The organism is Citrobacter sp. XT1-2-2 (genome assembly GCF_023516235.1).
GTDB classification, from domain to species: domain Bacteria; phylum Pseudomonadota; class Gammaproteobacteria; order Enterobacterales; family Enterobacteriaceae; genus Citrobacter; species Citrobacter werkmanii.
Genome location: NZ_CP097324.1, coordinates 1,456,686 through 1,463,011, shown reverse-complemented (window position 1 = coordinate 1,463,011; position 6,326 = coordinate 1,456,686). Strand labels below are relative to the sequence as shown.

The window sequence follows — 6,326 nt, the reverse complement described above, 5'->3', positions numbered from 1 at the left end:
ACCCTGAATTAATGAGTTGATTTACTGTCAGTGATGACCGGCTCACTGAAAACTTGTTGAAGGCCACGCAGCAATGGCGAGGCAAGGTATTTTAATATGCTGTGGTTGCCTGTAATAATGAAAGCATCTACCGTCATTCCAGGTTTGATAACATCACGTTCTTTTGTACCGATAGTGAACTCTACGATAGCTTTGTAATACCTCACCGTATTTCCATTAACCGTATCTTCGTAGGAGTCAGGACTGATTTGCTCTACTACACCGGTATAAGGTTTTGAACCCGAGAGAATAAATGAGAGAATTTTCACGTTAACCGAACCACCAACATAAATTTGATCGCGATCTTTAGGTTGAATTTTTACTTCCGCGAGCATTTTGGTTGACATTGGTTTAATCTCAAACAGCGAGTCAGCAGCCTGTATCACACCGCCTTTGGTAAAGGCATTTTTGTTAATTTGATAAATCACGCCATCAATGGGCGATCGGACGCGAGATTCTTTCATCTGCTTTTGTAATACACTCATGGCAGAGTCATTAAGCGCAGCTTCATGTTGAGCATCGACCAGGTTTTTCGACAAGGTATTACGAAAAGTAAAAACATCATCATTAATTTCGCTATGGATCACCTTTATCTCTTCTGATTTCGCTACTACCTGGCTTTCAAGATCGATAAGCTCAGACTTGAGACGCTCTGCTGCCTGTTTTTTTGCCAACAGAGTGGTATAAGAACTGATACCCTTTTTAACCAAAGGAGAAAGAAGATTAACCTCTTCCTGAACAAGCATTAGCTCGCTGTTCTTGCTGATTTTAGAAATACCTAAACGCTCAATTTCAGAATTGAGGCTGTTGATTTTATTATCCTTCGTTTTGGTCTGGCTAATTAACAATTGTATATTACCAATCAAGTCCTGATTCGTGATATTGCTAATATCAAAGAGAGTATAATCTTGCCTCCAGGCCAAAATGGACATCATTTCTTTGATATATAAGGCAAGATAGCGGTGCTGAGCTTGGGTACGTTCGTTTTCTTTCTGAATATCAAAGTTTGATGTTTCGGCAAGGACCTGGCCTTTGGTAACAAAATCCCCTTCCGCGACATGAATCGCATCAATCGTTCCTCCTTTAGAGAGAGAAACGACCTGAGTATTATCCTTGGTGATAATGACACCGCTGCCATGTACGACCGAATTTATCTTTATCAGGCTAAAAAGTAGGAGTATGACGAGGGTCATCACGACGATGACCATCATCAGATGGTCACACTGTTTCCTGTTCATTGCGACATAGAACCGCTTTTAGGCTGTATCTGGCCAGGTTCCAGATACAGTTCATGTAACAGATCGGCGAGTTGAGCCATCTGTTCAAGCTTCGCCTGATAGATAGAGAATTGTGACTCAATCATTGTCAGGTTAGCTTGATAATGTTCATTCCTGCTGGAAATAAAGTCGAGTAGCGATTTTTGACCTAATTTGAACTCTTCTTTATAGAGTTCAATGAGTTTCCCGGCATTTTCATAGGAGCGTTTAGATATTGCTAATGAATCTTTTCCTGTCATATATTTAGAGACAGAAGCATCAACACTATTGCGAGTTTTAAAAATAAAATCATCAAGACCCAGTTTTGCCTGGGTATATTTTGCGCTAAATTTGGCAGCTTCAGATTGGTTCTTAAAGCCATTAAAAATGTTAAAGCCTACTTTAACGCCAACCTGGAGTTCATCCTCATAATCATCCTGCTGCGCATCTTTGGAAGGATTATTGTCCGTGTAGTGGGCGTTGAAATCTACAACCGGATAATTAGCTGATTTTGCCGCCGAATATTCAGCATTTGCTGCAGATATTGCCTTCGTCAAAGAAAGATACGTCGGATTATCCTGCATGATTTTTTTATAAACGGCATCTTTATCAGCAATAAAAGGGTATTTATTGAAAAAATCAGGCAGCTTACCCAGGTTTTCAGCGGTGACATTGTCTCCCGTAAGATTACGCAGCATCATTAACTGCGTATCCAGTTGCGCGCGGAAATTCAACTCCTGAGTGCTTAAAGAGTCGATAGATACCTGAACTTTACGAATATCCGATTGCATTGCTGCGCCTGCGGCGATGAGTTCGGAAAAATCATTCAGCATCTGCTTGTAAAAGATTTTCTCGTCGTCGATCACCGCAAGTATCTGCCGGGTTTTTTCCACTGACAAATAGGCATCGGCCGTTTTTTGTGCGGTTGTAAGCAACTCTTGTTGGAAATCGTACTTACTGGCCTCTTCCTGCTGCTCAGACTTAGAAATATTGCTGCTTCTGACGCCAAAATCCGCAATTCGGTAAGCGAGGGTTAATTTATTCTCTACGTTCTGCTCATTATCATGTTCGTCCGTTTTTTTATGGATGGCTTCTGACGAAACGTCCAACGTCGGATAGAGAGAAGCTTTGCTCATGTTTGTCTCCTGGTGACGCATTTCGGTCTCCCAGGAGGCAATGGCCACAGAAGGTTGCGTGTTTAACGCATCTACAATTAACGTCCGCAGCGGCAACGTATGGTCTCCCGTTTCTGCATGAGCGCAGATGGCCAACGGCAGCGAACTCCCGAGGATAAGCAAAGCGATGACGGATTTATTCATGGCTTTTTTTCTCCTTAAGGACATTAATTTCTTTTTGCAGATTGCGGTGCATTCCGGCAATTTGTCCAAGCAGGGGTTCAAACGTCTGTGACTGGCTATCCAGCGTCGCGACGGTTTCATGGTGGCGATCGAGGTTGACGCGTTCGGCGGTTTCCACAGCGTTGGAGATGCCATCCAGAAGTGAAGCCTGCTCGCAAAAGTGGCGCTCAGCAACGGTATGTAGTTCTCCCACGTTTGCATCAAGGTGTCCCATACCATCATTGACCTCCAGGACGGCATGATGGGTCTGCGCTTGCGCGACCAGTAATTCGTCCAACGTACCGCGCTGAGATTCAACCGTAGCCATCATTTGTAGCTGACTGGTCTGCAGCAAAGATTGACTTTCGGTTAGCGCTGCAAGGTGTGTTCCCTGGTTGACCAGAGCTTGCGTAGATGCGCCGAGCTCTTTCTCAATCCCGAGCAAAGCGGAATGATTCGACGTGATGCACTGGTCTATATGCTGTAACTGTTCAACCTGTTGATGAACCGCAGCAATAAGGGCATCATTAAATTTCTCCGTTTTGCTGGCCCCCTCTACAGTGCAGCTAAGAAGTGAATTCAGCATGTTGTTGCTGGCGTCAAATGCGTTAGTCAGGCGTTCCTGAAAGCCAAACATGCCCGCTTTGAACTCTTTGATCACATCGTCCAGATCGGTTATCAGACGCAGGGTTTTCGTTTTTCCGATCGCAGAGGTTTTACTGCGCTCATGACATTCTCTGACGAAATCAAGGCGCGCATTGCGTAAATCGATGGCTAAACGGGTGAATTCCCCACGCAGGAAAGAACACATCACATTAAGTAAAATAGCGCTCACCACCCCATAGATTGATGAAACGAATGCGGTATTCATTCCTTTCAGTGGTTCAGCAAGCGAGGAGACCACACTGACGATAATCCCTAACGTATCCGCCTCGTTACCGCCGGTGATTTGCGATTTCTCCAGCAACGAGATGACCGAGGCAATCGTCATAGATAAACCCGCGAAGGTTCCCAACAGGCCAATCATGGTAGACAGGTTTGCGCAGGTCATAACCCCTGCCAGACTCTGATTCTGCTTACGATTCACGCTGTTATCCATGCTTTCATACAGCGTGGCTACAGTATCATCATCAAGGCCATGACTTGCTGAGAAAACAATCTTGTTGGCATCACCAAGCAAATAAGAGTGTTTCTGCGCGTTCTTATTACGTAATACGCTTACACACTTACTTATTTCAATAAATGAGAAAATAACAATAAATGTACCGGTCAGATACATAATAATAATGATGGAACTGTAGAATGCCGCGACATGCCATGTTTCAAAAACATAGGCGCGTAAGCCAGGAATACACAGCAAAATAACAGGCAGAAATGCGAACACTAATGCAATAATAAATGCATGATACCGCTTTAAGTTATTCATTATTTATCATTCACTCTTGGTAATGACGGCACTATTCGTCAACGTTGTTGCATCATTAACGACTGAGATAGAAACTTCCGTGTTAGGATATTTGCTTTTGACGACCTTTAGCAGGATCACACCGCGCTCGTAGGCCAGACGCATCGCGTCTGAAATAGCGATGGAGGGACTGACATAGGCATAAACCACAATGCTGACCGGCTTATCTTTGCCAAACCATTTAGCCATCTCATCAATGATTTCTTGCGGATAGCCTTGCTCCATTGATTTGAAATGAACAATGAACTGATTGCCCTGAGTCTCCCAGGATGGGTTCGCTTTCGAGGTATCGAATTGACCGGAAGTTTGCCCTTTAATCGAGGTGGCAGTTTGGTTGTCGGCCAGTCTAATCACGTCACTTTTTTTATCTTCACGGCCCGCTTGCTCTGACTCGTCTGCAGGAGATGCTGCTGAAGCGGCAGTAGAATCAGAGGCGGTGGCGAAATCTGCACCGGTAGCAGCGCCAGCATCAGTTGAAGCAGAAGCAGAAGCAGAAGAAGCGGCCAACATATCAGCTTCAGCATCCTGGCTACGATTTTTATTATCGTCTGCCGCAGTTGCTTCAACTGGCTGTGTTTGATCACCCGTAAGGGTTTGATTGGGTGTTGTGCTGACAGCACCACTGCTGGATCCGCTACCACTTACCGAGGAGGCTACTGGCTGAACAGTTTGTTCAGCCAGTAAAGGGGCTTCATAACGTTTTTTAGAGCTTTCATACATGATTAACATACTGTTAAGTACGAAAACTAACATCAGAAATATAAAAATACATAAAACCGTTGAAAATGCATCAACGAATGTTGGCCATGGGTTACTCTCTTCCATAAAAGCACCATATAAAATAAATTAATCATTCCTCAGCGGACATTATATTCATCAAAAAATAGAAAAAATACTCGCAAATTATATTTTAAGAAAAAAACAATACACCAAACAATATAAATAAATTCATTTTCATTCATCAAAATAATATCAACAACAAAAACAACACTCATCCCCGAGCGACGCCTTTAATTTACCCGCTTGAATTCTAAATAATATAAAACATGCCGCACGCTTGTTTTTTAGATGAAAGAAAATCCGTTCATGTAAAAGCAATTCCAAGAATCATTAATATTATTTATGTAAGAAAACGCAGTTTATGGGGTGTAAAAAAAAACGGCTCCTTATTACAGAAGCCGTTGTGGTATCACCGTTTTAATCTGTTCAGCATTGCCCGCGGGCAATGCTGCTAATAATAGTGCGACATTACAGTGCCATCAGTCGGTCCAGCGACGGAGCAAAGTAATAGCCGCCGGTTACCGGTTTGGTGAAGCGCAGCATGGCGTCGCGCTTACCGTCAGTGTCACCGAACATACTTAGCAGTTGCTGCTCAATATTGTGCAGACGTGCGCAGTAAGCGCAGAAATAGAGACCGTGCGTGCCGCTGGCCGTGCCGTATGGCAGGCTCTGGCGCACAATTTTGAGCCCTTTACCGTCTTCTTTCAGATCAACGCGGCTCAGGTGAGAAGTAACCGGACGGTCATCACCGTCGATCTCTTCGTTAGCTTCTTTGGTGCGACCAATCATCATTTCCTGGTCATGAATGCTCATGCGGTTAAGCTGCTTCAGGTTATGTTCCCAACGCTGCACAAACACATAGCTGCCGCCAGCATCCACGCCATCTTTGATCACCGCGACTTCACGGCGCGTTTCTTCACCAGCCGGGTTTTCCGTACCGTCAACAAAGCCGCTGAGATCGCGTTCTTCAACCCAACGGAAACCGTGGATCTCTTCTTTGACGTCAACACAGTCACCAAATGCTTCCATTGCCGCCTGCGCGACGGAGAAATTCACGTCATGACGCAGAGAGAGTATATGGATCAGCACGTCATATTGGGTAGCCGGCGCCAGACCTTTACCATAAGGGATAAAGTCTTTTAACTCTTCCGCCCCAACGCCGCCGCTTAATGCACGCCAGGTGTTGTTGCCGAAAGCCACAACCGCGCCCAGATGCGCATCCGGGAACTTCGCTTCAAAGGTCGCCAGTTTATCGGCAAAGATTTTGCTGGCCGCACGCAGGGCCTCAACGTCGCCTTTTACATTGGCTTCAATCCAAATCGCCGCACGGCAATGTTCTGGCAAAATGCCACTCTGAACCTGAGACATTGTTCCTCCTGAAAAAAAGATGCCACGACCTCGTGGCATTGATTGGCTCTATTCTACCTGTTTTTTTAGCAAGTCGATTTG

Annotated in this window: 4 protein-coding genes and 1 pseudogene; all 5 read right to left on the bottom strand. The window is 44.7% G+C overall.

The annotated features are described in order from the left end of the window. Positions 1 to 8 precede the first annotated feature (8 nt). Positions 9 to 1,250: an HlyD family type I secretion periplasmic adaptor subunit gene (locus M4I31_RS06960; RefSeq protein WP_159121833.1), complete on the bottom strand. Its 1,242-nt coding sequence runs from the start codon at positions 1,248 to 1,250 to the stop codon at positions 9 to 11. A 23-nt stretch (positions 1,251 to 1,273) separates the two neighbouring features. Then, positions 1,274 to 2,614 carry a TolC family protein gene (locus M4I31_RS06955; protein ID WP_161668367.1) on the bottom strand — a complete coding sequence of 447 codons (1,341 nt, stop codon included), beginning with the start codon at positions 2,612 to 2,614 and terminating at the stop codon, positions 1,274 to 1,276. Then, a complete protein-coding gene (locus M4I31_RS06950) occupies positions 2,607 to 4,058 on the bottom strand; it encodes a MotA/TolQ/ExbB proton channel family protein (protein ID WP_085049236.1) in 1,452 nt (483 codons plus the stop codon). The genes M4I31_RS06955 and M4I31_RS06950 overlap by 8 nt, the downstream gene beginning before the upstream one ends. Before the next feature lie 726 nt (positions 4,059 to 4,784). Then, a pseudogene (locus tag M4I31_RS06945) lies at positions 4,785 to 4,922 on the bottom strand (hypothetical protein); the annotation flags it as partial. A 423-nt stretch (positions 4,923 to 5,345) separates the two neighbouring features. After that, positions 5,346 to 6,245, bottom strand: a complete 900-nt coding sequence (gene yfeX, locus M4I31_RS06940) for a porphyrinogen peroxidase (protein ID WP_085049238.1) — start codon at positions 6,243 to 6,245, stop codon at positions 5,346 to 5,348. Positions 6,246 to 6,326 lie beyond the last annotated feature (81 nt).